This is a genomic window from Rugamonas sp. DEMB1 (genome assembly GCF_029834475.1).
In the GTDB taxonomy this organism is placed as follows: domain Bacteria; phylum Pseudomonadota; class Gammaproteobacteria; order Burkholderiales; family Burkholderiaceae_D; genus Rugamonas; species Rugamonas rubra.
The window spans coordinates 6,565,637-6,589,398 of record NZ_CP122407.1 but is presented as its reverse complement, the minus strand read 5'-3'; the positions used below and the strand labels follow the sequence as shown (position 1 = coordinate 6,589,398).

Here is a 23,762-nt window from a genome sequence, read left to right as displayed (position 1 = left end):
GGTGCAGCGTCCAGCCAGTGTAGCCGCGGGCCCTCGATTTGCATCGCAGGAGCAAGCCTGAATTATCCACGCTATTGAACCGATCCGGGGATTTAACAACATTTCCCTTGGGGAAACAAGCAAAAAAAGGAGCCGGACACCAACGGTGTCCGGCTCCCCGGCGGCGCCGCGCCGGGCGGGCGGCGCGGCCGCCTGCGACCCGCGCCGGCCCGCTTATTTGCGGTCGGCTTATTTGCGGCCGGCTTATTTGCGGTCGGCTTACTTGCGGCCGGCGCGGCCCTGCGGCGCCGGCGCGGCAGCCCGGCCGCCCTTGGCGCCGCGCACCGGCGTGGCCGCCGGCGCCGGCTTGGCCTTCACCTTGATGGTGTCGAGGATCGAGGCGCGCGGCTTGTTGTCGATGCTGGCGCGCGCCGTCAACGAACCGGTCAGGGCGTTGGCGCGCGGGCCGCGCGCGGCCGGCGCCGACGGCGCCATCGCCGCCGGGCCGGCGCGGCGGGCGCCGGCCGCCGGCGCCTGGCCGTTGCCCTCGCCGGCCGTCCAGGACGGGATCAGGTGCTTGTCGCCGTTGCCGATCAGGTCGCCCCGGCCCATCGCCACCAGCGCCTCGCGCAGGATCGGCCAGTTGTCCGGGTCCTGGTAGCGCAGGAAGGCCTTGTGGGTGCGGCGGATCTTGCCGCTGCGCGCCGTCTCCACCACCTCCGAGTCGGCCATCACCTTGTGCAGCGGGTTCTTGCGCGTGTGGTACATGGTGGTCGCCATCGCCATCGGCGTCGGCATGAAGGTCTGCACCTGGTCGAGCTTGAAGTTGTTCTTTTTCAGCCACAACGCCAGGTTCAGCATGTCCAGGTCGGTGGTGCCGGGGTGGGCGGCGATGAAATACGGGATCAGGTACTGCTTCTTGCCGGCCTCCAGCGAGAAGCGGTCGAACATCTCCTTGAACTCGTCGTAGGCGCCGATGCCCGGCTTCATCATCTTCGACAGCGTGTTCTCTTCGGTATGCTCGGGGGCGATCTTCAGCAGGCCGCCGACGTGGTGGGTCACCAGCTCCTTGACGTACTCGGGCGAGCGCACCGCCAGGTCGTAGCGCAGGCCCGAGCTGATCAGGATCTTCTTCACGCCGGGGATGGCGCGCGCCTTGCGGTACAGCGAGATCAGCTTGCTGTGGTCGGTGCCCAGGTTGACGCAGATCGACGGGTAGACGCAGGACAGGCGGCGGCACGACACCTCGATCGCCTTGTCCTTGCAGGCCAGCCGGTACATGTTCGCGGTCGGGCCGCCGAGGTCGGAGATGGTGCCGGTGAAGCCCTTGGTCTTGTCGCGGATGTGCTCGATCTCGCGCAGGATCGACGGCTCCGAGCGGCTCTGGATGATGCGCCCCTCGTGCTCGGTGATCGAGCAGAAGGTGCAGCCGCCGAAGCAGCCGCGCATGATGTTGACGGAGAAGCGGATCATCTCCCAGGCCGGGATGTGCGCCTTGCCGTAGCTCGGGTGCGGCGCGCGGGCGTAGTTCATGTCGTAGACGCCGTCCATCTCGTCCATTTGCAGCGGCAGCGGCGGCGGGTTCAGCCACACGTCGCGCTCGCCGTGCGCCTGCACCATGGCGCGCGCGTTGCCGGGGTTCGACTCGAGGTGGAACACGCGCGAGGCGTGGGCGTACATCACCGGGTCGGCCACCACCGTCTCGTAGGACGGCAGCCGCACCACGGTCTTGTCGTGCTTCTCCTTGGCCATCGCCAGCCGCTCCTCGCGGCTCATGATGCGGATCGGCTTGACCACCTCGGGCGCGGCGACGGCGTTGTCGGTGGCGCAGGCGGCCTTGTCCTCCTGCGCCATGGCGTAGGGGTTGGGGTGGACGTCGACCTTGCCCGGCACGTCGACCCGGGTCGAGTTGTGCACGCCCCAGTCCTCGCCCGGCAGCCAGCCCGGCGGCACCATGAAGGCGGTGCCGCGCAGGTCGCGGATGGTCTTGATGTCCTCGCCGGCGGCCATGCGGTGGGTCAGGTCGACCAGGGCGCGCTCGGCGTTGCCGAAGATCAGCAGGTCGGCCTTGGAGTCGGCCAGCACCGAGCGGCGCACCTTGTCCGACCAGTAGTCGAAATGGGCGATGCGGCGCAGCGAGGCCTCGATCGAGCCGATGACGACCGGCGTGCCGGGGTAGGCCTCGCGCACGCGCTGGGCGTAGACGGTGACGGCGCGGTCGGGCCGCTTGTTCGGCTCGGCGTTGGCGGTGTAGGCGTCGTCCGAGCGGATCTTGCGGTCGGCCGTGTAGCGGTTGACCATCGAGTCCATGTTGCCGGCGGTGATGCCGTAGTACAGCGTGGGCTTGCCGAGCACGCGGAAGGCCTCGGCCGACTGCCAGTCCGGCTGGCTGATGATGCCGACGCGGAAGCCCTGCGCCTCGAGCAGCCGGCCGACCAGGGCCATGCCGAAGCTGGGGTGGTCGATGTAGGCGTCGCCGGTGACGAGGATGACGTCGCAGGCGTCCCAGCCCAGGGCGTCCATTTCGGCGCGGGACATGGGAAGGAAGGGCGCGGCGGCAGCGCGGGCAGACCGTTTAGGAACGGTCGCGAATAAATTGGTAGGGGAGCTCATATCGGACGGATTGTACCGGAAATGCCTGGCGTCTGCCCGCGGCGTGGCGCTTTTTCCGCCCGGCGGGCGGAAAAATCCTTTTAGAATTCAATCACTTGTACAAATTGCACAATTTTTCAGCAGTGCCGCGGCGGGCCGGCGCCGATGTCAGACTCCCATTGCTTTGTCAGACAACTTTGCTATAACGAATAGACCCGCCATCCACCGGAGACCACCATGCGACGACGCCTCTACTTCATGTTGCCCGACGTGCCCAGCGCGCGCGCCATGCTCGACGAATTGCTGCTGGCCCGCATCGAGATCGGCCACATGCGCTTCATGGCGCGCGACGGCACGCTGCCGGCGGACATGCCCGACGTGAGCGTGCTGCAAAAGACCGACGTGGTGCACGGCGCCCAGCTGGGCATCGTCATCGGCGGCATCGTCGGCCTGGGGGCCGGCATCTTCCTGATCATGTTCCCGCCCGAAGGCCTGACCCTGCGCACCGCCGCCATTTTGCTGGTGGCGCTGGGCGGCGCGCTGTTCGGCGGCTGGGCCTCGGGGATGAACGCGGCGGCCGTGCCGAACAGCCGGCTGGCGCAATTCGCCGAGCGCATCGAGCAGGGCCAGGTGTTGATGATGATCGACGTGCCGGTGCGGCGCGTACAGGAGATCGAGCAGATGATCGCCAAGCGCCATCCCGAAATCAGCTTTGGCGGTAGCGAACCGCCGATGCTGGCGTTTCCGTAGCGCCAGCCGCCCGGGGGTCGGCGGCGCTGCCGCCGGCGACCCCGGGTACTCGTCCCCAGCCGCCCTAGGGTCAGACCCTAGGGTCTGACCCTCGATTGTTGGCCTGGCGGCTCCCCGTCAAATGCCCATGCTGGCCAGGATGGTGCCCAGTTCGCGCAGCGCCGGCTCCAGTTGCGGATGCTGGGCGGCGAATTTGGCCGAAATCTCCTGGGTGCGCTCGGCCAGGCCGTAGGTGGTGGTGTCGCCTTCCGTGGCGGCGGCCTCGCCGCGCGTCAGCAACTGCTTGATGTCGCCGTCCAACTGCTTCAGCAGCGGCTGCAATTCCTCGTCCACCGGACCGGCGCTGGCCAGTTTGGTGTGCAGGGTTTTCAACGATGCCTTCAGGTTGCTGTCCATAGTACTTCCTCAGTCTGCTTCGATTTAATCGGTGAACTTCGTTCCCTGGTACAGCTCTTCGACGCGGGCGCGGGCCCAGGGTGTCTTGCGCAGGAACTTCAGGCTCGATTTGACGCTCGGCTCGCTGATGAAGCAATTGATGTCGATGCGCTGGCCCAGCTGTTCCCAGCCGTAGTGGGCGTGCAGGCGCGTGACGATCGCTTCCAGGGTCACGCCGTTCAAGTCGTTCATGGTTCTACTTTGCTCAAAATTGTTGCTCACTGCGGTTGCCCGCTGCGCCGGCCCGTCGCTTGCGCGCGCCGGCCGGGCGTACTCGGCGGGAACGGGCCGTCGGCGCCGCCCCCGCTGGCTCTACTTTACTCCATTACTGCCCGGTCAGGCCACGGCGTTCCAGCAAAGCTTCGATCTTGGCGTCGCGGCCGCGGAAGGCGCGGAACATCTGCATGGCGTCCATCGAACCGCCGCGCGACAGCAGCATCTTGCGGAAATAGTCGCCGTTCTTGCGCAGCATGCCGCCGTTTTCCTTGAACCACTCGACGCTGTCGGCGTCCAGCTTTTCGCTCCACAGGTAGCCGTAGTAGCCGGCCGAGTAGCCGCCGGCGAACACGTGCGAGAAGTAGGTGGTGCGGTAGCGCGGTGGCACCGGCGCGAAGTCGACGCCGGCGTCCTTCAGCGCGGCCGCCTCGAAGGCCAGCACGTCGCCCGGGATCTGCCCGGCGCCCAGCTGGTGCCAGCGCTGGTCGACGATGGAGGCGGCCAGGTACTCGGTGGTGCGGAAGCCCTCGTTGAACTTCTTCGAGGCGACCACCTTGTCGAGCAGCTCCTTCGGCATAGCCGCGCCGGTCTGGTAGTGCTTGGCGTAGTTGCCCAGCACCTCGGGCCAGACCGACCACATCTCGTTGACCTGCGAGGGGAACTCGACGAAATCGCGCGGCACGCGGGTGCCGGCGAAGCGCGGGTATTTGACGTCGGAGAACATGCCGTGCAGGGCGTGGCCGAACTCGTGGAACAGGGTGCGCAGCTCGTCGTAGGTGAGCAGCGTGGCCTCGCCGTCGGCCGGCTTGGGAATGTTGAGGTGGTTGGCCACCACCGGACGCGTGCCCATCAGCTTGGACTGCGAGACGTAGGCGTTCATCCAGGCGCCGCCGCGCTTGTTGCCGCGGGCGTAGAAGTCGGCGACGAAGATGGCCAGCGGCTTGCCGTCGGCGTCGATGACGTCGAACACCCGCACGTCCGGGTTGTACACCGGCAGGTTAGTTGCGCTCCTTGAAGCTGAGGCCGTAGACCTTGTTGGCGGCGAAGAACAGGCCGTTGTTGAGTACGTTGTTCAGCTCGAAGTAGGGCTTCAGCTGGTTCTGGTCGAAGGCGAAGCGCTGGGCGCGCACCTTGTCGCTGTAGTAGGACCAGTCCTGGGCGGCGGCGGCGAAGCCGCCCTTCTCCGCGTCGACGAGCTGCTGGATCTCGGCCGCCTCCTTGCGCGCGTTGGCCACCGCCGGCTTGGCGAACTCGGCCAGCAGGCTGTTGACGGCCTCGGTGCTGCGCGCGGTCTGGTCTTCCAGCGCGTAGGCGGCGTGGCTGGCGTAGCCCAGCAGGGCGGCGCGCTCGGCGCGCAGCTTGGCGATCTTCAGCACGATGGCGCGGTTGTCGAACTCGCCGCCGTGGCTGCCGCGCGTGGTCGACGCCTCCAGCAGGCGCTGGCGCGTGGCGCGCTCGCTCAGCACGGCCAGCGAGGCCTGGCCGGTGGTGTTGGTGACGGGAATGGCGAACTTGCCCTCCAGGCCGCGCGCCTTGGCGGTCGCGGCGGCGGCGTCGATCGCCTTGTCGGACATGCCGGCCAGTTCGGCGCGCGTGTCGACGATCAGCGCCGAGGCGTTGGCCTCGCGCAGCACGTTCTGGCTGAAGCTGGTCTGCAGCACGGCCAGCTCGGCGTTGTAGGCCTTCAGCTGGCTCTTGTCGGCGTCGGACAGCTTGGCGCCGGCGCGCACGAAGTCGGTGTTGTAGCGCTCCAGCAGGTACAGCGACTCGGCGTCCAGGTGCAGCTTGGCGCGCCGCTCGTAGAGCGACTTGATGCGGGCGTACAGCTTGCCGTTCAGGCGGATGGCGTCGCTGTGGGCGGCCAGCTTGGGCGACAGGTCGCGGTCCAGCGCCTCCAGCACGTCGTTGGTGTTGGCGCCGGACAGGTTGCCGAACACGCTGCCTACGCGGCCCAGCAACTGGCCGGAGCGCTCCATGGCGACGATGGTGTTGTCGAAGGTGGCGGCCTTGGGATTGTTGGCGATGGCCTCGACCTCGGCGGCCTGCTGGCGCATGCCCTCGGCGTAGGCCGGGGCGTAGTCCTCGTTCTTGATCCGATCAAAAGCGGGGAACTGGAAGGGCAGCGTGCTGGGCTTGGCGAAGGGGTTGCTGGCGGCCAGCAGGGAGGCCGGCTCGGCGAAGGCGCTGGCGCTGCAAACGGCCGCGACGGCGGCGGCGCTGAACATCAGGTGGGAACGGGTCATGGGGTGCTCTGGGAAATGGTGGGACGAATGGGGGGATGCCCCGCCCGCGCCTGGGGCGCGGCGGGTGGGCTGGCTGGTGCCCGCCATGGTTTTGGGGGGGGCCAGGGACGGCGAAGCCAGGGTCAGACCCTAGGGTCTGACCCTCGATCACGGCGTCCAGTCTTGCCGGCGTTCCAGCTAGCCGAACGAGGCGCTTACTTGCCGCTCAGGCCGCGACGCTCCAGCAGCGGCTCGATCTTCGAGTCGCGGCCGCGGAAGTTGCGGAACAGTTCCAGCGCGTCGGCCGTGCCGCCGCGCGACAGCAGGGTCTTGCGGAACCAGTCGCCGTTCTTGCGCAGCAGGCCGCCGCTTTCCTTGAACCATTCGACGGTGTCGGCGTCGAGCTTCTCGCTCCACAGGTAGGCGTAGTAGCCGGCCGAGTAGCCGCCCGAGAAGGCGTGCGAGAAGTAGGTGGTGCGGTAGCGCGGCGGCACCGGCGCGAAGTCGACGGCCATGTCCTTCAGCGCGGCCGCCTCGAAGCCCAGCACGTCGGTGGGGATCTGGCTAGGCGCCAGTTGGTGCCAGCGCTGGTCCAGCAGCGAGGCCGACAGGTATTCGGTGGTCAGGAAGCCCTGGTTGAACTTCTTCGAGGCGACCACCTTGTCCAGCAGCTCCTTCGGCATAGCCGCGCCGGTCTTGTAGTGCTTGGCGTAGTTGCCCAGCACCTCGGGCCAGACCGCCCACATCTCGTTGACCTGCGACGGGTACTCGACGAAGTCGCGCGGCACGTTGGTGCCGGAGAAGCGTGGGTACTTGACGTTGGAGAACATGCCGTGCAGCGCGTGGCCGAACTCGTGGAAAGTGGTCTTGACCTCGTCGTAGGTCATCAAGGTCGGCTCGCCGGCCGGCGGTTTTGGAATGTTCAGGTGGTTGGCCACCACCGAATGGGTGCCCATCAGGCCGGACTGCGAGATGTACTCGTTCATCCAGGCGCCGCCCTGCTTGTTGCTGCGGGCGTACATGTCGGCCAGGAAGATGGCCAGCTGCTTGCCGTCGGCGTCGAACACGTCGAACACGCGCACGTCTGGGTTGTACACCGGCAAGTCCTTGCGCTCCTTGAAGGTCAGGCCGTACAGCTTGCCGGCGGCGAAGAACACGCCGTTGGTCAGCACATTGTTCAGCTCGAAGTAGGGTTTCAGCTGGTTCTCGTCGAAGGCGAAGCGCTGGGCGCGCACCTTGTCGGTGTAGAAGGCCCAGTCGGCGGCGCCGACCTGGAAGCCGCCCTTCTCCGCGTCGACCACGGCCTGCAGGTCGGCCGCCTCCTTGCGCGCGTTGGTCACGGCCGGCTTGGCCAGATCGGTGAGCAGCTGGTTGACGGCGCTGGTGGTCTTGGCGGTCTGGTCTTCCAGCGAGTAGGCGGCGAAGTTGGCGTAGCCCAGCAGCACGGCCTTGTCGGCGCGCGCCTTGGCGATCTTCAGCACGATGGCGCGGCTGTCGAACTCGCCGCCGTGGCTGCCACGGTTCAGCGAGGTGGCCATCAGGCGCTCGCGCACGGCGCGGTTGGTCAATTCGGCCAGCGGCGCCTGGCCGGAGGTGTTGGTGATGGCGACCAGGAACTTGCCGTCCAGACCCTTGGCCTTGGCGGCGGCGGCGGCGCCGTCGATGGCCGCCTCGCTCATGCCGGCCAGCTCGGCGCGGCTGTCGACGATCAGCGCGGCGGCGTTGGTCTCCTTCAGCACGTTCTGGGTGAAGCTGGTTTGCAGCGTGGCGATGTCGCCGTTGATGGTCTTCAGCTTGTCCTTGTCGGCGGCCGACAAGTTGGCGCCCGAGCGGACGAAGTCGGTGTGGTAGCGTTCCAACAGGTGCTTGGACTCGGCGTCCAGGTGCAGCTTGTCGCGCTGCTCGTAGAGCGACTTGACGCGGGCGTACAGCTTGGCGTTCAGGTAGATGGCGTCGCCGTGGGCGGCCATCTTGGGCGACATGTCGCGGTCGACGGCGTCGAGGGTGTCGTTGGTGTTGGCGCCCTGCAGGTTGGCGAAGGTGGCCTGCACGCGGGTCAGCAGCTGGCCCGAGCGCTCCATGGCGACGACGGTGTTCTCGAAGGTGGCCGGCTTGGCGTTGTTGGCGATGGCGTCGATTTCCTTCAACTGCTGGCGCATGCCCTCGGCGAATGCCGGCGCGAAATGCTCGTCCTTGATCTTGTCGAAGGCCGGGTACTGGAAGGGCAGCGTGCTGGCCTTGAAGAAGGGGTTGGCGGCGACGGCGGCGGCGGGCGCGGCCGGTGCGGCTTGAACGATCTGGGTCATGGCAAGGCCGAGGCTGGCCGCGAGTACGAGCATTTGAGGACGGGACATGTTTTCATCTTTCAAAGTACGCCAAAGGATGCTGACGCGGATAGCGCAGCATGGAAGCGGCAGATCATAGCAGGCCGATCTGCGGGCGTCATCCGCAAAAAATGCTGCGCTGCGGGGGCGGCGCGCCACCCTTGACGGGTTTCACCGTCGGCTGCTGATATTTTTGCTACTATTTAGACTGTTGCAAGAATATGCGGGCCGATAAGGGCTTTGTTTCGGTCGTCGCCATGTTGGCGCCCGCCTTGCGACGATAACCATACCGGCCCTCGACCATGTTCAATTTCATCGCCCGCCTGCTGATCTGCGCCACGCTGGTCGGCGCCCTGCCCGCCGTTGCGGCGGAATCCGCCTACAACCTCGGCGTGCAAGCCTACCGCGCCAAGGACTACGCCGGCGCGCGCGAGCAATGGTCATTGGCGGCGCGCGAGGGCGAGACCTCGGCCCTGAACAACCTCGGCTATCTGCTGTACGAGGGACTGGGCGGCGGCACCGACCAGGCCAGCGCCGTGGTGTTGTGGCGGCACGCCGCGATGCGCGGCCACGCCGAGGCGCAATGGCATCTGGGTGCCGCCTTCGAGCAAGGTGCCGGGGTGGACGCCAGCCTGCTGGAGGCCTACGCCTGGTATCGCTGCGCGCTGGCCAACAACGATACCTCCGCCGACGCCGACGCCGCGCAGGAAATCGCGCGGGACGCGGGCAAGTCGCTGTCGGCCTTGATGGGGCGCCTGCCGACGGAACAATTTTCGGCGGCGGAACAGCGGGCCCGGGAGTACATTGAAAAATACGCCCGCGCGGCGGCGACGAACTGAACGCACGCTGCCCGGCAAACACCTGCGCCGACACCACCAACAGACCCGGGACACATGAATACCGAACAGCTACAGCAACACTGCCGGCGGCTTGCCGGCGCCACGGAGACCTTGCACGGCGCGCCCAGCAACATCCTGGTCTACGCCGTCGGCGGCAAGACCTTCGCCTATTTCAAGACCAGCGAGCCGGAGCAGTGGCGCTTCAGCCTGCGCGTGTCGCCCGAGCACTTCCTCGAACTGACCGACCGGCCCGGCATCAAGCCGGCCCGCTACATGGGGCGCTTCCACTGGATCACCATCGTCGAGGTGCACAAGTTCCCCGCCGACTACCTGGCCGAGCTGCTGGACTGGTCCTACCACAAGGCGGCCGGCGCGCTCAGCAAGACCAAGCGCCTCGAGCTGGGCGTGCTGCTGGCTTGAGGGCGGTTTTGTCAGGAGGGAGCGAGCGATGAAAGTCAAACGATTGCTGGCCAACATGGACGTGCACGACGTCGGCCGCGCGCGCAGCTTCTACCACGACGTGCTGGGCCTGGAGCTGCTGATGGACCACGGCTGGATCCACACCTACGGCACGGCGGCGCAGATGGGCGTGCAGATCAGCTTCGCCACCGAGGGCGGCTCCGGCACGGCGGCGCCGGACCTGTCGATCGAGGTGGACGATGTCGACGAGGCCTTCCGCCGCATGACGGCGGCCGGCTTCGTCGCCGAGTACGGCCCGGTCGACGAGCCGTGGGGCGTGCGGCGTTTCTACGTGCGCGACCCGTTCGGCAAGCTGGTCAACATTTTGGCGCATTCGGCCTAGTGATAGTCGTCCTCGCGCCGGCCTTTTCTGCGGCCAGCATTTCTTTCAGACGCCCCATCACGGCGTCGGCCGCGACATAGTTTCCGCTGCGCTTGGTGTTTTCGCGTGAGGCCAAACCGCGTGCGATAAATTCGCGCTGGTGGCCAAGATGCGCGGTATTCTCGCGGATGGCTTGTCCGATGAAACTAGAGATCGTTTCGCCTTCTTGCCGGCTTTGCTTCCCCGCAGCGCTCAGTTCGGGTTCAACATGTACAAACGGGAACGAGTCCGTTTTCATCATCACTCCTGTGCGTTGCGTTACGACCCATGGTGAGCCGATTTGGTCTGCGACGCAAACGAAACCCGCAGGGTTAGTGCTGCAAGTATTTCTCGATGCGGCGGTCCGGCAGGAACCACAGGATCGCCACGCCGATGTAGACGGCGAAGGCCAGCCAGACGTGCACGAACGACAGTGGCACCGCCAGCAGGTACAGCGTCGACGATATCGGCCCCTTGTAGTCCTTGCCCACCGCCAGCACCAGCGGCGAATTGTTGGCGTTGCGCGAGACCAGCGCCCGCTCCAGGATCAGGTAGGCCAGCGAGGACATAAACAGCATCGCGCCATACAGCGCGACCGGCACCGGCGCGAAGTGGTTCTCGCCCATCCAACCGGTGGCGAAGGGGATCAGCGACAGCCAGAACAGCAGATGCAGGTTGGCCCACAGCACGCGGCCGTCGATCACCGAGGCGGCGTGCAACATGTGGTGGTGGTTGTTCCAATAGATGCCGACATAGACGAAGCTGAGCACGTAGCTGAGCAGCACGGGAATCAGCGGCATCAACGCCGCCATGTCGGCGCCGTGCGGCACCTTCAATTCCAGCACCATGATGGTGATGATGATGGCGATGACGCCATCGCTGAATGCTTCCAACCTGCCTTTACCCACAGAATCTCCCAGAAACAATAAACACCCGCAGCCCTTCCAGGCCTTGCGATGACAACGCATTGTGGTCCAAATCGCACTAGGCGACAACCATTGGCCCTGAGGGCAAGGAAAATCGTGAAGCCATGAGCAGTTGATTTTTCTTAAAGTTGCGGCGAACGAAAATCGCTATGATTTCTTGGCGGAAATGTGTCGCCGCCCCCGGCGAATATCAATTTTTTGAGGAGCAAATTCATGGCATCTATTCGTTCGTCCTGGTCGGAAAATCCGGTCAAATCCTTGCCCGCGCTGCTCGCTGGCGGCGTGCTGGTACTCTCGGCGTTTGCCAGTCCCTTGGCCGGCGCTCTCGATTTGGGTGGTCTCACCAATTCGGCCAGTCTGGCGGTCAAGGCGGCCACCTTGAGTGACGCGGAAGTGGTTGATTTGGCGGACAAGTCCTGCGCCGCGCTCGATCGCACGAATAAAATTGCCGCGCCGGGCAGCAAATACGCGAAACGCTTGGCGGCGGCATTAAAGCCGCTGAACATGAGCAAGTTCAATGGCAAAAAGCTGGACGCCAAGGTGTATCTGGTCACCGACGTCAACGCGTTCGCGATGGACAACGGCTGTATCCGTGTCTTCGCCGGCCTGATGGACATCATGAACGACGACGAGGTGCGCGCCGTCGTGGGACATGAAATCGGCCATGTGCTGCTGGGCCATTCGAAGAAGTCCATGCAAACGGCCTATACCTTGCAGGCGGCGCGCGGCGCGGCCGGTGCCGTCAGCGGCACCGTTGCGACACTGAGCCAGTCGGACCTCGGCGACCTGGGCCAAAAATTCATCCTGGCGCAGTTTTCCCAGTCGCAGGAAACGGACGCGGACGACCAGTCGTATGGCATTCTCTACAAAGAAAAACTGCCGCGGACGGGGCTGGTGACGCTGTTCCAGAAATTGGCGAAACTGGAAGGCTCCGGACACAGCATGTTCAGCTCGCACCCGTCGTCGCCGGACCGCGCGCAGCACATCCAGTCCCGTATTGATAAGGACGGCTAAATAGAAAACACCAATGGCGCGGGACTGTGCATCCATGGCGAGTCCCTTCGCTCAGCATGAATTTCTCGGCTACAGCGCTGCCGGATTCGGGCGTTAGGTAAGCGAGCAGGACGCTAGTATCGACGTAGCGCATTAATACCGGTCGCTTTCCCTCAGTTGGCGGATGAACTCGCCAGCCGGTTGGGCTTGCTCCGGCAAGCCCGCCCGAAACTCCGCCAAACTGGGCAGTTGCTGGCGGGGTGGCGAACTGGGGACAAGGCGCACAACGGCTCGGCCACGCTTGGTAATGGTGACATCCTCGCCCGCCTCGACCATGTCGATCAAGCGACTCAATTGGGCCTTCGCCTGGGCCAGCGTAAAGGTGTGCATGATTTCCTCATGACTATCCAGATGGTCATTTAATCATAGCACGCGAAATTCCGACGCAAGGGCAAAGTGTGCCGCCGCCCCCGCCAATTCATCGGTCTTCCTGGTTGACGAAGATGAGCACCACACCGAGGATGACCACGAAGCGGAACGCGCTGTCCTGGCCGTTCCAAATGTGCGATTGCCACATCAGGAACCACTCGCCGCCGATGGTGATGAAGCCGGTGAACCACAGCACCACGCCGGCGGCCAAGCCGAGCACGGCGCCGCCTTTCGCGCGGTTGAACTGGGCGGCGTCGCCGCGCGCCTGGAACAGCAGCAAACCGCCGCGCAGGCACAGCACGGCAACCACCGCTTCGCTCAGGATGATCAGCGCATAGGCCGCATGATGGAAGGCCGGCGCGGTGATCGCCCGCCACATGCCTTGGTTGCCGGGGAAGGTGGTGTCCATGCTCAGCACATGGGAGACGAACTGGTAGTTGGAGTTGTAGTCGGTCAGGTTGTTGAACACGACCAGCAGTGCGAACAGGGCCACCATCCACACCAGCAGGATCTTCGTTATGCGTGTCGTCATGCCGCGCCCGTGCAGGAGTTAAAAACGCATATTCGCGCCAAAACAACATTTACACAAGTGCAATTATTTTGGTGGGTTCGAACGGCCGGACTTGCCGCGTCAACCGACTAGCTTGCCATCAACCGCGCCTTGCTGAGCGGCTTGACCGCGAGTAGTCTTTTCGGATCTTGGCCTACCTCCCATAAGCTCAAGGCTTCCTGCGTTCTGAGCCAGCTTTCGGGCGTGGTTCTCAGCAAGGTGGCAATTCGCACCGCCATCTCGGGCGAGAGCGCTCGCTTTTCGTGCAGCAAGTCTGACACGCTCAACCTGCTTACACCGATCAGCTGGGCGAATTCGGTTTGCGTCATTTTCAACGCCGGCAAGACATCCTCTCGCAATATGGCCCCTGGATGGGTCGGGCGCCGATTTTTGTCGCGTAACGATTTCATCAGTGACAGGTCTCCAAAATCACTTTGGCATCAACCTCATTGCCAAAATTTTCACGCACACACCCATTGGTACTCCACACTCCGCCAAGCTGACGGGAAGCGGAACAGCATACGTTGCGCACTGCATGCCGCGGTACGTTCGCGTATCAGCGCTGTGCGCCACAATGGCCGCGCGACGAGTTCTACTGCGGTGAAGTTATCTTCGCGGCACGCTCCAATTGTGACGATAGCACCGTCGCCGGACGTATCGCACCGGTCATTTCTTGTTGCGCGAAGACTCAGTGGTTGAATTTCCAACCCGGGCAGCGCTGCACGTAAAGCAATCATGCTGGCGGGCAGCGGGTCACGTCCATCAAACGAGATGTAGCGAGGCCCGGACTGCTGGCCTAGCCGGCCGAGCGAGGCGACGACAGCCGCGCTGAGCGCCTGCTCAGCATCGCCCTCCTCTGCTCTAAAAGCGGGCGCCGCACAATGCATGACGAGCAAGCTGCCACCAACGATGGCGAGCAGCACAATCAACAACTGTACAGTCCTGCGCATGAGAAAGTAGAACATGAATGTCCTCGAAACGATGGCTTGGCCCGTAGCGGTGCCAGCAAACCGGCGCTGCTTCGCCTATGCCCTAACAATAGTGAACCCCTCGTCATCCGATGGTGGCACGAAATGCGCCGTGATCGCGTCGAACTCGGCGTCGCTGGTGCTGAACTGGTGCGCGCCGGCCTCGTTGCGCTGGCGCAGGCGGCGTTTGCATTCCTCGTCGGACACGTCCAGATAATACAGGCGATGCGCGGCGTTGGCGTTGGCGAAGATGGTTTTCATCCACTGCCGGCTGGCGCGCGTGTTGGCGGGAAAATCCAGCACGACGGAATTGCCGGCGCGCAGCAGATTTTCGATATGCCTACCCATCACTCCACGTAGCATGCTTGTGCAGCGCACATAATCGGCGAGGCTGGCGATCTCGCCGGGGGCGGAAGCTTCGGTCGCATTAACCTTGCATAGCATTTGCATGCGACGCTTCGTCAAACAGCCTTAATGCGAGAAGACCGTGGCCGACGGCCGCGCCAGCACGAAGAGCGGATGCAATAAAAACCGCTTCGGCGATTTCTTCTCTAGTGGCGCCTGCCCTGGCTGCGTTCTTTGTATGCGCATCGATACAGTATGAGCACTGCGTGGTAAGGGCGACCGCAATGGAGATGAGCTCGCGGTACTTCTCAGGGATGACTCCATCGTTGCGCTCGGCGGCCGATTTCAAGCCAAGAAACGCTTGCGCTTCTTTCGGTGCAAGTCGAACGAGCTCTTTCGCAAGGGATAAATCTTCGGGGCGCTGATATTCAGACATCATCTCTCCCACCAATGTTGCGTTAAAAGGGTGCCTACATCGCGTTCGCAAGCACAGCCGCTGCAAACAGTCCCGTGGTACTGCGTTTGAAAGTTTTCATGTGGACTTTTCGGGTAGCAAGTATTCCTTGACCATGGCACGCGCGCGATGCAAGCGACTTTTTGTCGCTTCACGCGTAATGTCCAGGCAGCTGGCAATTTCACTAATGGTCATTTCCTGCAAATCTCGCAGCAGAATAATTTCGCGATGCGTCGGCGACAAGGACTCTAGTGCCCTGACCAAATCGATGCGCAGTTCATCTATCGGCATCCTGCTGAAGTGGGACGAGTCTTCCACTCGCCTCAGATCCTCCACTCCCCTCATAAACATTAGGGCTGGCAACATACATAGGCGCGCGACAATTTTGAACAGCCATCCGCCCAGTGCTGACACGTTGCGCACAGTGCCTATCCGTCGATGCAGAATGATAAGCGCCTCCTGGACAACATCGTCTATGGCGGATGAGCGCTGACATTGGTAGAGAGCATAGCGCCGGATATCTGGACGCAGCTGTACCAGCATGTGCTCCAACGCCACGGGATCACCCGCTTGGGCTGCCGCAAAAGTGTTCTCTTGGACTCGCATCACATACCCATTCAGCCGTTGTCGATGGGCTTGCGTCCGGCCATGGCGCATGCAGGGCAGTATCGGACTGCTCCGGTGACCATGCCCACAACGCCGACGCCAGCGATGGCCAACCCTAGCGCCGTGGCGTGGAGGGGGACCAGCCCGAACAATATCATCAGGCAACCGCCTATTACTCGGGCAATTCTTTCTTTGCTACCTACATTTTTTCGATTGAACATAACGGTTCTCCTTTGGGTTGAATAATTGGCCACCACAAACGGATTCTTCCGTGCTGGCAAAGACAAAGAGGCCCAGAATGCTCAAAAGGATTCGCGGAATCGAAAATATTTTTCGACTCGTGTGAAGTGTAGCGATTAGTCGAACGGCGGCGACCCATGGTCGACGCGATGTTCTGTGGTCAAAATTTGGAATTTGCATCCGATTGAGTACGTTGCGCAAAGGAAGGTTTGCGCAACAAGGTGCATGCTACCCCTAGTAGTGCGGCGGCCGCTCGTGCGCGGCGCCACCGGCACCACCGCTTTGCGACTGGTCGCGCATGTGTTGGGCCAGCGCGGCGCACATCCCCTCCAGCTTGTCGATCTGCTTTTGCTGCTCGTAGACGCGCAGGTTGAGCGCCTCCACCAGGTTACTCCTGGTGCGCCAATTTGATTTCGATATCGATGAAGCGGTCTTCGGTACTCACGTCTTACTCCTGCTTGAAATGGTGTTGCGGATGTGCGGAAAAATCCGCACTTAAGTTTTTGGCGTGGCCAGCAATTCCTTCATGCGCGCCAGCCGCTCCTTCGGCGAGATCACCTCGGACTCCATCGGCGCGGCCGTGCCGACGTCGAGCTCCATCTCCTTGATGAAGCGCGAGGGGTCGCAGTGGACCTGCTCGCCGCCGCGCTTGCGCTTCTTGCACCAGGTGAGGTGCAGGGTGCGCTGGGCCCGCGTGATGCCGACGTACATCAGGCGGCGCTCCTCCTGCACGCGCGCGCCGATGGTCTCGGCCGGCGCGTCCGGGTCGCCCTTGTGCGGCAGGATGCCCTCCTCCACGCCGACCAGGAACACGTGCGGATACTCCAGCCCCTTCGAGGCGTGCAGGGTGGACATGCGCACCGCGTCCGGCTCCTCGTCCTGGCCTTCGAGCATGGACATCAGGGCGACCATCTGGGTCAGTTCGAGCACGTTCTTTTCGTCGCCGTCGCGCTCCTTGCCGCCCCGGCCGCGATCCTTCAGCCAGTTGGTGAATTCCAGCACGTTCTGCCATTTGCTCTGCGCGGCGCGCTCGTCGAACATGTCGTACAGATAGGACTCGTAGTTGATCGCCTCGAGCAGGTCGTCGAGCACCTGGGCGGCGTTGTCGCCGCTGCCGCTCGGGCCGGGCCGGCTGGCGCGCGTCTCCAGGTTGTTGATGAAGTTGCAGAACTCGCGCAGCGGCAGCAGCTGCCGGTCGTTCAGCTTGCCTTCGATGCCGCCCTTGAAGACGGCCTCGAACAGCGAGCACTGCCATTGGCCGGAGAAGGTGCCCAGCGCCTCCAGGGTCGACTGGCCGACGCCGCGCCGTGGCGTGGTGACGGCGCGGATGAAGGCCGGGTCGTCGTCGGTGTTGGCGAGCAGGCGCAGGTAGCTGATGATGTCCTTGATCTCGGCCTTGTCGAAGAAGCTCTGGCCGCCGGAGATCGAATAGGGGATGCGCTCCTTGCGCAGGCATTGCTCGATGACGCGGGCCTGGTGGTTGCCCCGGTACAAAATGGCGTAGTCGGACCACTTGTTCTTGCGGTCGAAGTGGTCGGCCGAGATCATGATGGCGATCTGTTCGGCCTCCTGGTCGTCGTTGGCCATGCCGAGCACCTTGATCGGCTCGCCCAGGCCGTGCTCGGACCACAGCTTCTTGTCGAACAGCTTGGGGTTGTTGCCGATCACCGCGTTGGCGGCCTGCAAAATGCGCGTGGTCGAGCGGTAGTTCTGCTCCAGCTTGATGACCTGCAGGTCGGGGAAGTCGGTTTGCAGGGTCTTCAGGTTTTCCACCGAGGCGCCGCGCCAGGCGTAGATGGCCTGGTCGTCGTCGCCCACGGCGGTGAACATCGGCTTCTTGCCGACGCCCGTCACCAGCAGCTTGACCAGCTCGTACTGGCAGGTGTTGGTGTCCTGGTACTCGTCCATCAGCAGGTAGCGCAGGCGGCGCTGCCACTTGTCGCGGATCGGCTCGTTGTTGCGGAACAGCTCGACCGGCAGGCGGATCAGGTCGTCGAAGTCGACCGCCTGGTAGGCCGACAAGGTGGCCACGTAGCTGGCGTAGATGCGGGCCGACTGGGCCTCGTCCTCGTCCTTGGCGTTGAACAGGGCGGTGGCGGGCTCGACCAGGCCGTTCTTCCACAGCGAAATGTCGGTCTGGATGCGGCGGATCAGTTGCTTGTCGGTGCTGATGGCCATGTCCTGGATCAGCGAGCCGCAGTCGTCGGCGTCCATGATGGAGAAGCGGTCCTTCAGGCCGACGCCGTTGGCCTCCTGGCGCAGGATCTTCACGCCCAGCGAGTGGAAGGTGGAGACGGTCAGCTGCTTGGCCTGGCGCGGCTGCTTGAGCAGCTTGGCGATGCGCTCCTGCATCTCCAGCGCGGCCTTGTTGGTGAAGGTCAGCGCGGCGATGGTGCGCGGGTCGTAGCCCCGGTCCTCGATCAGGTGGGCGATCTTTTGCGTGATCACCCGCGTCTTGCCCGAGCCGGCGCCGGCCAGCACCAAACAGGGGCCGTCGAGGTACATGACGGCTTCGCTTTGCGGGACGTTGAGACCGAATTGTGGTGCTTTGGACATCGGGGGACGATCTGAGGGGGGAGTAGCCTTGCATTGTAGCAGCAGGGGGCGGCGGCCCGCCCCCCCCCCCACCGCGACCTTAGAAACCGCTCAGCACGATCTTGCCGATGGTGCGGCGCGCCTCCAGCGCCTCGTGGGCGCGGCGCAGGTTGGCGGCGTTGATCTTGCCGAAGTTTTCGCCCAGGGTGGTGCGCAGCTGGCCGCCGTCGACCAGCACGCCGATCTGGTTGAGCAGGTGGTGTTGTTCAATCATGTCCGGCGTGCCGAACATGGAGCGGGTGAACATCATTTCCCAGACAAACTTGACGCTCTTGCCGAACAGTTTCTCCATCGGCAGCGGCGCGGTGTTGCTGACGATGCTGCACACGCTGCCCTGCGGCGCGATCACTTGGGCGATGGCGTCGAAGTGCGGGTCGGTGTCGCTCAGGCACAGCACGTAGTCGACGTTGGCCAGGCCCAGCGCGGCCAGCTGGGCCGGCATGTCGCCGTTGTGGTCGACGATATCGTCGGCGCCCAGCGCGCGGCACCACTGCGCCGACTCGGCGCGCGAGGCGGTGGCGACCACGCGCAGGCCGGCCAGCTGCTTGGCCAGCTGGATGGCGATCGAGCCGACGCCGCCGGCGCCGCCGATGATCAGCAGGCTCTTGCCGGCGTGGGCGCCGTCCCGGCGGATGGCCAGGCGGTCGAACAGGGCCTCCCAGGCGGTGATCGAGGTCAGCGGCAGGGCCGCCGCGTGGGCGAAGTCCAGGCTGGCCGGCTTGCGCCCGGCGATGCGCTCGTCGACCAGGTGGAACTCGCTGTTGGCGCCGGCGCGGGTGATGCTGCCGGCGTAGTAGACGGTGTCGCCGACCTGGAACAGGCTGGCCTCGGGGCCGACCGCGACGACGGTGCCGGCGGCGTCCCAACCGAGCACGCGGGGGGCGGCCTCGTCCGGGCCTTGGGCGCCGCGCACCTTGGTGTCGACCGGGTTGACCGAGATGGCCTCGATCTTGACCAGCAGGTCGCGGCCGAGGGCGAGCGGCTGCGCCAGTTCGACGTCCCGCAGGGACTCGGGGTGGTTGATCGGCAGGTGTTGGGTGAGGGCGATGGCTTTCACGGGGGTTTCCTTGGGAAATTGAACGATGGGGCAGTCTAGCCCCGCCCATTTGATTTGATAATTGGCATAATGCTGAATTGACTCTTCGGCTAAACAAGCGAATCCAGCCCATGTCCCTCGATCTGACCGATGTCGCGCTGTTCGTGCGGGTTTGCGCCACCCGCAACCTGTCGGCCGCCGGGCGCGAGTTCGGCCTGTCGCCGGCCGCCTCCAGCGCCCGCATGGCGCAGCTGGAAAAGCGTCTGGGCGCCCGCCTGCTGCACCGGACCACGCGGCAGATCACGGTGACCCAGGACGGCGACGTCTTCCTCGAGCGCGCGCTGTTGTTGCTGGCGGCGGCCGAGCAGGCCGAGGCGGCGGTCGGCCACGGCAGCGTGGCGCCGCAGGGCCTGCTGCGGGTGGCGGCCTCGACCACGTTCGGGCGCGGCTACATCGTGCCCTACGTGGCCGAGTTCCTGCGCGAGTTTCCCGGCGTGCAGCTGGACCTGCGCCTGTCCGACCTGGTGGTCGACCTGGCGGCGCAGGGCATCGACGTGGCCATCCGCATCGGCCCGCTGCGCGATTCCAACCTGGTGGCGCGGGTGTTGGCGCCGAGCCGGCTGGTGATTTGCGCCTCGCCCGACTATTTGGCGGCGCACGGCGTGCCGCAACACCCGGCCGAGCTGGCCGAGCACCAATGCCTGGTGCTGGAGGCGATGAACCCCTGGCGCCTGCGCGAGCGCGACGGCAGCGAATTGCACGTGCGGGTCGGCGGCCGCTTGCGCAGCGACAACGGCGAGGCGCTGCGCGACGCCGCCGTGGCCGGCCTGGGCATCGGTCTGCTGTCGACCTGGCTGGTGCCGGAGCAGTTGCGTAGCGGCGCGCTGGTGCGCATCCTGGCCGACTATCCGGCGACGGACTCGGTGGTGTCGGCGGTGTATCTGCACCGGCAATATCTGCCGCCGAAGAGCCGCGCCTTCATCGACTTCTTCGCCCAACGCTTCGGCCCCGAGCCCTACTGGGACCGCGATCTGTGATATCGCGCATGCATGGGGCGCGCCGAGTTGCGCTACCATGCGGGAATGGGGCGCGCCTGCGTCCGGCTCACTTGACGGCACTATTATGAAATTTGAACATTTAATCGAAATCAACGATCCACTCAACCCGCTGATCGACTCCCTCAGCCTGGAGCAGCTGTGGCGCGGCCTGGTGCTGCGCGCCGAGTCGCCGAAGCTGTTCGTGCCGCACCTGGACGAATGCGTGATCGAGCAACGCACCGAGCACGGCTTCCACCGCCGCCAGCGCTACGGCGAGCTGGTGATCGTCGACCAGGTGGTGCTGGAGCCGATGCGCGAAGTGCGCGTCGAAGTGGCGGAGCAGAAGGACATCAGCGCCTCCAGCCTGCGCATGATTATCGAGGCGCCGCATCCGGACACCCTGTTCGTGCGCTTCAAGTACGACGACGGCCACGACGCCGCCACCGACGCGGCCAACGCCATGTACGACGAGTTCCGCCGCTCGGCCTACCAGGAGTCGGACATCGACACCATCGGCATCCTGCGCGACCTGGCGGCCGAGGGTCGGCTGGACGCGCTGCTCAACTAGGCGGCGCACGCCGTGGCGCACGCTACAGGCTGGCGACGCGGCCCCAGATCTGCTCCATGCGGAACGGTGCGTTGACCTGGGCGGCGCCCAGCACCTCGCGGATGCCGTGCAGCTCGCCCCGGGTGTCGCGGCGCAGGAAGACGTCGAGCGGCGCGCCGCGCGGGCCGACGATGGACTCGACGTGCGGCGTGGTCGGGTTCAAGCCCTTGCGCGAGACCACGCCGATCTCGCCGTTTAGCAGGCGCACATAGGTGCCGATAGGATAAATCCCCAGTTCACGAATTAGCACGGCGGCCAGTTGGCCGTCCAGTGTGCGCCCCGCTTCGAGCAGAATCTCGCGCAGCGCCGTGTTGGGCGGCAGGTTCTTGCGGTAGCCGCGCTCGGCCACGCGGGCGCTGTAGCGGTCGGCGATGGCGATTATTTTGGCGGCCTCGGCCAGGTCGGCGCCGTTACGGCCGGCCGGATAGCCGCCGCAGTCCTCGTTCTCGTGGTGCGACAGCACGCAGTCCAGCCACAGCGGATCGTCGATGCCGGCCTGGCGCAGCAGGTCCACGCCGCGTTGCGGATGGGCCTGCAGCATGGCCTGCTCGGCCACGGTCAACGGGGCGCGGCTGGCGTGCAGGCGTTCGTGCTGCTCCAGCATGCCGACGTTCATGGTCAGCGCCGCCAAGGTCATCGACAACATGGGCGCCGGCGCCATCTTCAAGGCGCGCGCCAACACCTGGGCCAGCACCGCCGTGTCGACGCTGTGGCGCACCGGGTAGGGCATCGCCTGCTGGTTGTGCAGGATGGCGGCCAGGGCGGTATCGGCGCTCAACGCCACGGCTTCGTCCACCAAGCGGGCCACATCCTCCAGCTGGCGGCGCAAGTCGGGCGGCGTCACGCGCAGCGCGATCGCCTTCAGCAGCATCTGGAGTTCCAACTGGGCGGCGTTGAGCTTGCGCAGCACCGAATCCGGCCCGCGCGTCTGCGCACCTTGTTCGCTGTCGTCCTCGAAGGAGCCGCGTTCGACCAGCGCCTCGATCTGCGCCGCGCTGGCGATCAAATGCCCCTTGCGGACCAGCAAGCCGCCGCTCTCGTTGTACACATTCCAGGGAATCAACATCCCGACCTTCAAATCGGCCGGGCTGACCTTGCGAATTTTCACTTATTGCCTATTTACAATTATTATTGTCGGACGAGAAGCATATCGTGTTCCTGTGACGGACAGGTGATTTCCTTGCGTCCCATAGGCAAAATGCGCACTGCGGACCTTGTATTTCTGCGCGTCGGCCGCCGTCCGCTCAGGTGCCCGGGGTACAGTCCTGGCAGACCTCCTCCGGTTCCTTGCTCAGATGGTGGGCCAGGTCGCGCAGCGCGGTGCGCACGCCCTCCTCCACCACCGGATGGTAAAAGGGCATGTCGAGCATGGCCGCCACCGTCAACTTCGCCTGGCAGGCCCAGGCCAGCAGATGGCCCAGGTGCTCGGCGCGCGGGCCGGCCAGCTCGGCGCCGAGGAAGCGGCCGCTGCCGAACTCGCCGTAGACGCGCAGCATGCCGTGGTTTTGCAGCATCACCCGGCTGCGCCCCTGGTTCTCGAAGGAGACCTGGCCGATGGCGAAGCGGCCGCCGTGCGATACGCATAACTCCTTGTAACTGGCGCCAACGACGGCGATCTGTGGCTCGCTGAACGCGATCGTCAGCGGCGTGCGGCGCAGGCCCGGTTGCGTGCGGGGGAAGCGCGCGGCGTTGTCGCCGGCGATACGGCCCTGGTCGGCCGCCTCCGGCAGCACCGGCCGCTCGTTGTCGGCGTCGCCGGCGATGAAGACGGCGCTGCTGCCGCATTGCATGGTGTGCTTGTCGTACAGGGGGATGCCGTGGCGGTCCAGCGCCAGCTGGGCCGACTCCAGCCCCAGCCCGCCCACGTTCGGGCTGCGGCCGATGGCCGCCAGCACATAGCTGAACCGCTCGGTGCGCAAGTTGCCGGCGGCGTCGCGGCTGGTCAGCGCCACTTGCCCGCCGTCCTTGTCCGCGTCCGCCTCCAGCGCGGCGATCTCGGTCTGGAAGCGGATGTCCAGCTCGTCCGCCAGCGCGCGCGCGGCCACCTCGCGCACCAGCGGGTCGCTCAGCTGCACCACGCTGCCGCCACGGGCGAACAGGGTCACCCGCACGCCCAGGCGGTGCAGCGCCTGGCCCAGCTCCAGGCCAATGACGCCGGTGCCGACCACGGCCACCGAGTCGGGCAGGTCGGTCCAGTCGAACACCTGGTCGCTGGTGATCACGCGCGGGCCGGCGCGGCGCCACTCGTCGGGCACGATCGGCGTCGATCCGGTCGCGATCACCACGCTATCGGCCTCGATGATGGTGTGATCGTCCAGTTGCAAACGGCCCGGGCCGAGAAAGCGGGCGTGGCCGCGCAGCTTGTCCTCGGCGGGGATCTGCTCGATGCCGTCGAGGACGAAGCCGACAAAGCGGTCGCGCTCGCTGCGCACCCGCGCCATCACTTCCTTGCCGGCTATGCGCAAGGGGCCGGGGTGGACGCCGAAGGCCGGCGCCGCGCGCACCGCGTGGGCGGCCTCGGCGGCGGCGATCAGCAGCTTGCTGGGCATGCAGCCGACGCGGGCGCAGGTGGTGCCGTAGGGCCCGCTCTCGATCAGCAGGGCGCGCTTGCCGCCGGCGCGCGCGGCGCGGTAGGCCGACATGCCGGCCGTGCCGGCGCCGATCACTGCCACTTCGGTTCGTTTGGTCTGCATGCGGTCTCCCCCGGCTAGGTGTCGATTCAAGGCGGAGGCTGGTCCAAAATGAACGGCTCCGGTTTGATGTATTTCAAAGGAATACTATACCCGCGTTGCGAATTCC

Annotated in this window: 26 protein-coding genes and 1 pseudogene; 7 read left to right on the top strand and 20 right to left on the bottom strand. The window is 65.1% G+C overall.

From position 1 onward, the window contains the following. Positions 1-258 precede the first annotated feature (258 nt). Positions 259-2,517, bottom strand: a complete 2,259-nt coding sequence (locus QC826_RS30425) for a YgiQ family radical SAM protein (RefSeq protein WP_279763751.1) — start codon at positions 2,515-2,517, stop codon at positions 259-261. A gap of 291 nt (positions 2,518-2,808) precedes the next feature. Here QC826_RS30425 and QC826_RS30420 point away from each other — a divergent pair, with 291 nt between their 5' ends. Further along, positions 2,809-3,321, top strand: a complete 513-nt coding sequence (locus QC826_RS30420; protein ID WP_279763750.1) for a DUF1269 domain-containing protein — start codon at positions 2,809-2,811, stop codon at positions 3,319-3,321. A 117-nt stretch (positions 3,322-3,438) separates the two neighbouring features. Here QC826_RS30420 and QC826_RS30415 read toward each other — a convergent pair whose 3' ends face one another. The 4 genes and pseudogenes from QC826_RS30415 to QC826_RS30400 all read right to left on the bottom strand — a co-directional run bounded on the left by QC826_RS30415 (position 3,439) and on the right by QC826_RS30400 (position 8,533). Then, entirely contained in the window at positions 3,439-3,717 is a 279-nt protein-coding gene (locus QC826_RS30415; protein ID WP_279763749.1) for a DUF4404 family protein, read from the bottom strand. Between the two features lie 24 nt (positions 3,718-3,741). Further along, a complete protein-coding gene (locus tag QC826_RS30410) occupies positions 3,742-3,948 on the bottom strand; it encodes a VF530 family DNA-binding protein (RefSeq protein ID WP_093390625.1) in 207 nt (68 codons plus the stop codon). 133 nt (positions 3,949-4,081) lie between these two features. Beyond that, a pseudogene (locus QC826_RS30405) lies at positions 4,082-6,215 on the bottom strand (M3 family metallopeptidase). Between the two features lie 194 nt (positions 6,216-6,409). Then, positions 6,410-8,533, bottom strand: coding sequence for a M3 family metallopeptidase (locus tag QC826_RS30400; RefSeq protein ID WP_279766635.1), 2,124 nt, complete (start codon positions 8,531-8,533; stop codon positions 6,410-6,412). 287 nt (positions 8,534-8,820) lie between these two features. Between QC826_RS30400 and QC826_RS30395 the strand changes: the two genes are divergently transcribed. The 3 genes from QC826_RS30395 to QC826_RS30385 are packed head-to-tail and all read left to right on the top strand — an operon-like array spanning position 8,821 to position 10,159. Further along, entirely contained in the window at positions 8,821-9,357 is a 537-nt protein-coding gene (locus QC826_RS30395) for a tetratricopeptide repeat protein (protein ID WP_279763748.1), read from the top strand. Positions 9,358-9,411: 54 nt separating this feature from the next. Next, positions 9,412-9,777, top strand: coding sequence for an MmcQ/YjbR family DNA-binding protein (locus tag QC826_RS30390; RefSeq protein WP_279763747.1), 366 nt, complete (start codon positions 9,412-9,414; stop codon positions 9,775-9,777). A gap of 28 nt (positions 9,778-9,805) precedes the next feature. Further along, the gene (locus tag QC826_RS30385; RefSeq protein WP_279763746.1) at positions 9,806-10,159 is read left to right on the top strand and encodes a glyoxalase superfamily protein; all 354 of its coding nucleotides are present in this window, start codon (positions 9,806-9,808) and stop codon (positions 10,157-10,159) included. On the opposite strand, the gene QC826_RS30380 is transcribed toward QC826_RS30385, so the two are convergent. Then, positions 10,134-10,439 carry a prevent-host-death protein gene (locus QC826_RS30380; RefSeq protein ID WP_279763744.1) on the bottom strand — a complete coding sequence of 102 codons (306 nt, stop codon included), beginning with the start codon at positions 10,437-10,439 and terminating at the stop codon, positions 10,134-10,136. The genes QC826_RS30385 and QC826_RS30380 overlap by 26 nt on opposite strands. Positions 10,440-10,509: 70 nt before the next feature. Further along, positions 10,510-11,085 (bottom strand): TMEM175 family protein, encoded by a 576-nt coding sequence (locus QC826_RS30375; RefSeq protein WP_279763743.1) that lies wholly within the window; start codon positions 11,083-11,085, stop codon positions 10,510-10,512. A gap of 231 nt (positions 11,086-11,316) precedes the next feature. On the opposite strand from QC826_RS30375, the gene QC826_RS30370 reads away from it, so the two are divergent. Then, complete coding sequence (locus tag QC826_RS30370; RefSeq protein WP_279763742.1) at positions 11,317-12,117, top strand: M48 family metalloprotease; 801 nt, start codon at positions 11,317-11,319, stop codon at positions 12,115-12,117. A 132-nt stretch (positions 12,118-12,249) separates the two neighbouring features. On the opposite strand, the gene QC826_RS30365 is transcribed toward QC826_RS30370, so the two are convergent. The 11 genes from QC826_RS30365 to QC826_RS30315 all read right to left on the bottom strand — a co-directional run bounded on the left by QC826_RS30365 (position 12,250) and on the right by QC826_RS30315 (position 19,340). Then, positions 12,250-12,486, bottom strand: a complete 237-nt coding sequence (locus tag QC826_RS30365) for a type II toxin-antitoxin system Phd/YefM family antitoxin (RefSeq protein WP_093389313.1) — start codon at positions 12,484-12,486, stop codon at positions 12,250-12,252. 88 nt (positions 12,487-12,574) lie between these two features. Beyond that, positions 12,575-13,057: a DUF2165 family protein gene (locus QC826_RS30360; protein ID WP_279763739.1), complete on the bottom strand. Its 483-nt coding sequence runs from the start codon at positions 13,055-13,057 to the stop codon at positions 12,575-12,577. Between the two features lie 107 nt (positions 13,058-13,164). Next, positions 13,165-13,485: a HigA family addiction module antitoxin gene (locus QC826_RS30355; RefSeq protein WP_093389311.1), complete on the bottom strand. Its 321-nt coding sequence runs from the start codon at positions 13,483-13,485 to the stop codon at positions 13,165-13,167. Positions 13,486-13,536: 51 nt separating this feature from the next. Beyond that, positions 13,537-14,040 carry a hypothetical protein gene (locus QC826_RS30350; RefSeq protein WP_279763738.1) on the bottom strand — a complete coding sequence of 168 codons (504 nt, stop codon included), beginning with the start codon at positions 14,038-14,040 and terminating at the stop codon, positions 13,537-13,539. 60 nt (positions 14,041-14,100) lie between these two features. Continuing rightward, entirely contained in the window at positions 14,101-14,493 is a 393-nt protein-coding gene (locus tag QC826_RS30345; RefSeq protein ID WP_279763737.1) for an AAA family ATPase, read from the bottom strand. Next, complete coding sequence (locus QC826_RS30340) at positions 14,471-14,827, bottom strand: carboxymuconolactone decarboxylase family protein (RefSeq protein WP_279763736.1); 357 nt, start codon at positions 14,825-14,827, stop codon at positions 14,471-14,473. Before QC826_RS30340 ends, QC826_RS30345 begins: the two co-directional genes overlap by 23 nt. Positions 14,828-14,920: 93 nt before the next feature. Next, positions 14,921-15,385: an RNA polymerase sigma factor gene (locus tag QC826_RS30335; protein ID WP_279763735.1), complete on the bottom strand. Its 465-nt coding sequence runs from the start codon at positions 15,383-15,385 to the stop codon at positions 14,921-14,923. 74 nt (positions 15,386-15,459) lie between these two features. Next, complete coding sequence (locus QC826_RS30330; RefSeq protein ID WP_279763734.1) at positions 15,460-15,669, bottom strand: DUF2892 domain-containing protein; 210 nt, start codon at positions 15,667-15,669, stop codon at positions 15,460-15,462. A gap of 253 nt (positions 15,670-15,922) precedes the next feature. After that, on the bottom strand, positions 15,923-16,072 hold the full coding sequence (locus QC826_RS30325; RefSeq protein ID WP_409567737.1) for a SlyX family protein: 150 nt from the start codon (positions 16,070-16,072) through the stop codon (positions 15,923-15,925). 111 nt (positions 16,073-16,183) lie between these two features. Further along, on the bottom strand, positions 16,184-18,244 hold the full coding sequence (locus QC826_RS30320) for a UvrD-helicase domain-containing protein (RefSeq protein ID WP_093389305.1): 2,061 nt from the start codon (positions 18,242-18,244) through the stop codon (positions 16,184-16,186). A 79-nt stretch (positions 18,245-18,323) separates the two neighbouring features. Beyond that, a complete protein-coding gene (locus QC826_RS30315) occupies positions 18,324-19,340 on the bottom strand; it encodes a zinc-binding alcohol dehydrogenase family protein (protein ID WP_279763733.1) in 1,017 nt (338 codons plus the stop codon). A 110-nt stretch (positions 19,341-19,450) separates the two neighbouring features. Here QC826_RS30315 and QC826_RS30310 point away from each other — a divergent pair, with 110 nt between their 5' ends. Further along, positions 19,451-20,356, top strand: coding sequence for a LysR family transcriptional regulator (locus QC826_RS30310; RefSeq protein WP_279763732.1), 906 nt, complete (start codon positions 19,451-19,453; stop codon positions 20,354-20,356). An 85-nt stretch (positions 20,357-20,441) separates the two neighbouring features. Continuing rightward, positions 20,442-20,924 (top strand): SRPBCC family protein, encoded by a 483-nt coding sequence (locus QC826_RS30305; protein WP_099414353.1) that lies wholly within the window; start codon positions 20,442-20,444, stop codon positions 20,922-20,924. A gap of 22 nt (positions 20,925-20,946) precedes the next feature. On the opposite strand, the gene QC826_RS30300 is transcribed toward QC826_RS30305, so the two are convergent. Beyond that, positions 20,947-22,071, bottom strand: a complete 1,125-nt coding sequence (locus QC826_RS30300) for an HD-GYP domain-containing protein (protein WP_279763731.1) — start codon at positions 22,069-22,071, stop codon at positions 20,947-20,949. A 136-nt stretch (positions 22,072-22,207) separates the two neighbouring features. Then, entirely contained in the window at positions 22,208-23,656 is a 1,449-nt protein-coding gene (locus QC826_RS30295) for a dihydrolipoyl dehydrogenase (protein WP_279763730.1), read from the bottom strand. Between the last annotated feature and the right edge of the window lie 106 nt (positions 23,657-23,762).

Bases quoted from the DNA above. Each gene is read 5' to 3' on its own strand.
- QC826_RS30425 (WP_279763751.1), bottom strand. From the start codon at position 2,517: ATGTCCCGCGCCGAAATGGACGCCCTGGGCTGGGACGCCTGCGACGTC.
- QC826_RS30420 (WP_279763750.1), top strand. From the start codon at position 2,809: ATGCGACGACGCCTCTACTTCATGTTGCCCGACGTGCCCAGCGCGCGC.
- QC826_RS30415 (WP_279763749.1), bottom strand. From the start codon at position 3,717: ATGGACAGCAACCTGAAGGCATCGTTGAAAACCCTGCACACCAAACTG.
- QC826_RS30410 (WP_093390625.1), bottom strand. From the start codon at position 3,948: ATGAACGACTTGAACGGCGTGACCCTGGAAGCGATCGTCACGCGCCTG.
- QC826_RS30400 (WP_279766635.1), bottom strand. From the start codon at position 8,533: ATGCTCGTACTCGCGGCCAGCCTCGGCCTTGCCATGACCCAGATCGTT.
- QC826_RS30395 (WP_279763748.1), top strand. From the start codon at position 8,821: ATGTTCAATTTCATCGCCCGCCTGCTGATCTGCGCCACGCTGGTCGGC.
- QC826_RS30390 (WP_279763747.1), top strand. From the start codon at position 9,412: ATGAATACCGAACAGCTACAGCAACACTGCCGGCGGCTTGCCGGCGCC.
- QC826_RS30385 (WP_279763746.1), top strand. From the start codon at position 9,806: ATGAAAGTCAAACGATTGCTGGCCAACATGGACGTGCACGACGTCGGC.
- QC826_RS30380 (WP_279763744.1), bottom strand. From the start codon at position 10,439: ATGATGAAAACGGACTCGTTCCCGTTTGTACATGTTGAACCCGAACTG.
- QC826_RS30370 (WP_279763742.1), top strand. From the start codon at position 11,317: ATGGCATCTATTCGTTCGTCCTGGTCGGAAAATCCGGTCAAATCCTTG.
- QC826_RS30365 (WP_093389313.1), bottom strand. From the start codon at position 12,486: ATGCACACCTTTACGCTGGCCCAGGCGAAGGCCCAATTGAGTCGCTTG.
- QC826_RS30360 (WP_279763739.1), bottom strand. From the start codon at position 13,057: ATGACGACACGCATAACGAAGATCCTGCTGGTGTGGATGGTGGCCCTG.
- QC826_RS30355 (WP_093389311.1), bottom strand. From the start codon at position 13,485: ATGAAATCGTTACGCGACAAAAATCGGCGCCCGACCCATCCAGGGGCC.
- QC826_RS30350 (WP_279763738.1), bottom strand. From the start codon at position 14,040: ATGTTCTACTTTCTCATGCGCAGGACTGTACAGTTGTTGATTGTGCTG.
- QC826_RS30345 (WP_279763737.1), bottom strand. From the start codon at position 14,493: ATGCAAATGCTATGCAAGGTTAATGCGACCGAAGCTTCCGCCCCCGGC.
- QC826_RS30340 (WP_279763736.1), bottom strand. From the start codon at position 14,827: ATGATGTCTGAATATCAGCGCCCCGAAGATTTATCCCTTGCGAAAGAG.
- QC826_RS30335 (WP_279763735.1), bottom strand. From the start codon at position 15,385: ATGCTGGTACAGCTGCGTCCAGATATCCGGCGCTATGCTCTCTACCAA.
- QC826_RS30330 (WP_279763734.1), bottom strand. From the start codon at position 15,669: ATGTTCAATCGAAAAAATGTAGGTAGCAAAGAAAGAATTGCCCGAGTA.
- QC826_RS30320 (WP_093389305.1), bottom strand. From the start codon at position 18,244: ATGTCCAAAGCACCACAATTCGGTCTCAACGTCCCGCAAAGCGAAGCC.
- QC826_RS30310 (WP_279763732.1), top strand. From the start codon at position 19,451: ATGTCCCTCGATCTGACCGATGTCGCGCTGTTCGTGCGGGTTTGCGCC.
- QC826_RS30305 (WP_099414353.1), top strand. From the start codon at position 20,442: ATGAAATTTGAACATTTAATCGAAATCAACGATCCACTCAACCCGCTG.
- QC826_RS30295 (WP_279763730.1), bottom strand. From the start codon at position 23,656: ATGCAGACCAAACGAACCGAAGTGGCAGTGATCGGCGCCGGCACGGCC.